At 61.4% G+C, this 518-nt stretch carries 1 protein-coding gene; it reads right to left on the bottom strand.

Translation table 11 applies throughout. From position 1 onward, the window contains the following. Positions 1 to 89: 89 nt before the first annotated feature. Positions 90 to 473: a photosystem II protein PsbR gene (gene psbR / locus IE255_RS40715; RefSeq protein WP_077271830.1), complete on the bottom strand. Its 384-nt coding sequence runs from the start codon at positions 471 to 473 to the stop codon at positions 90 to 92. Between the last annotated feature and the right edge of the window lie 45 nt (positions 474 to 518).

Raw genomic sequence — 518 nt, forward strand, 5'->3', positions numbered from 1 at the left:
TTGCATACATTCACAGGAGGTAGCTATGTAGATTACAGAGACGTGCATGCAAGCAGAGACCCGGCCCTGTGTTACACGTAGATGCTCTCTTAGCCGGCGAGAGCGCTGGTGTTGTAGACGAGGAGGACGCCGCCGCCGAGGAGGCCGGCGAGGGTGACGGCCCAGATAAGAAGCCCGGTCGTTCCGCCGGCGTAGCGGTCACCAGATTCAGACCATTCCTCTGGCGTGTAGATTGGGCTGTAGCCGTCGACGTTGGCGCCGTACTTGTCAACGAACTGGTACACGCCCTTCTTGCCCACCTTCCTGCCGTTGGCGTCGATGTCGACTGTCAAGCCGCCTCCAAGTCCAAGGGGCTTGTCGACCTTGATCTTCTTGCCACCGCTGCAGACGACGGCGAAGGAGGAACCCCGGCGGGAGAGGGAGGGGACGCTCGTCGGCGCCACAATCGGCGAGGTGATCATGGAGGCTGCCATCTCGCGCGCGCTCTCTCAAGCTCTGTCTGTCTGCGCTTGCCAACT

The sequence above is a fragment of the Streptomyces lomondensis genome, assembly GCF_014651035.1.
Classification (GTDB): Bacteria; Actinomycetota; Actinomycetes; order Streptomycetales; family Streptomycetaceae; genus Streptomyces; species Streptomyces lomondensis.

Coding starts and splice junctions, on each gene's coding strand:
- psbR (WP_077271830.1), bottom strand. CDS start 473: ATGGCAGCCTCCATGATCACCTCGCCGATTGTGGCGCCGACGAGCGTC.